This is a genomic window from Vibrio sp. 1249-1, from assembly GCF_033340495.1.
In genome coordinates, this window is sequence record NZ_JAWOWJ010000395.1 from 1 (window position 1) to 783 (window position 783).

The following is a 783-nucleotide window of genomic DNA, read 5'->3' on the forward strand; positions in this document are numbered from 1 at the left end:
CTGAGCACACAATTGCTCCTTGATAACAGGGTGAACAAAGATACGAGCCACCTCATCGCTCTTAGCAGCATAACGGATGAGTTCAAAATGCCTCTTATCCCATCGATGATTTAATATCGAGTAGTCTTGCAGATCAACCACACTCATCGGTTTCGGCAATTGAAGTTCGTTATAGGAGAGAGGATAGTCAGCTAAACGCAACCAGATATCAATATCCAGCCCCGTTTGATGGCTTGAATGACCAGATGAAAAACGGCCGCCACGAGGTAAAGAAAGGTCGCCAATTAGTAAAGTAGTTTTTAACTTTTGATTCGCCTTTAAAGCTAGGCTTTCAACAAAATCTATAGTGTTAGGGTGCCCATAGTAGCGATTCGTTCGACTACGTAACACTTGATAACCTGTACCTTCTAAAGGCAGCGGGGAAGCCCCATCTAAGCAGCCATTCGCGTAACTACCAATAGAAGAGGACATATTATGAGTGGGAGCACTAACTTGCTCCCATGGCGTAGCATAAAGAGGAGCTGAGACAAATAAACTGAAATAAAAAGAAAGACTCAGCCGCATCATACATCCCCTTTAGTAATGTTCACCATTATCATAGTAGGCATTTGGCGATAGTGCAGAAAAAATGACTGCTACATCAATATCTTCACCGACTACACCACGAACTTGTTGTGTAATTACTTTCGCCACCTTGTCTTGGGTCTCTTGTCCTCGATCAAACCACAAAACTTCAACAAAAGGATAAGCAGGACTTACCTCGCCCTCACTAAAGAAAGTTGT

The 783-nt window shown here is 42.9% G+C and carries 2 protein-coding genes; both read right to left on the minus strand.

Annotation, left to right across the window (positions count from 1 at the left end; all coding sequences use genetic code 11):
• The coding region (locus R7Z50_RS26595; protein WP_318149625.1) for a penicillin-insensitive murein endopeptidase at positions 1 to 564 on the minus strand (564 nt) is incomplete at its 3' end.
• A gap of 12 nt (positions 565 to 576) precedes the next feature.
• The coding region (locus R7Z50_RS26600; protein WP_318149624.1) for a DUF1904 family protein at positions 577 to 783 on the minus strand (207 nt) is incomplete at its 5' end.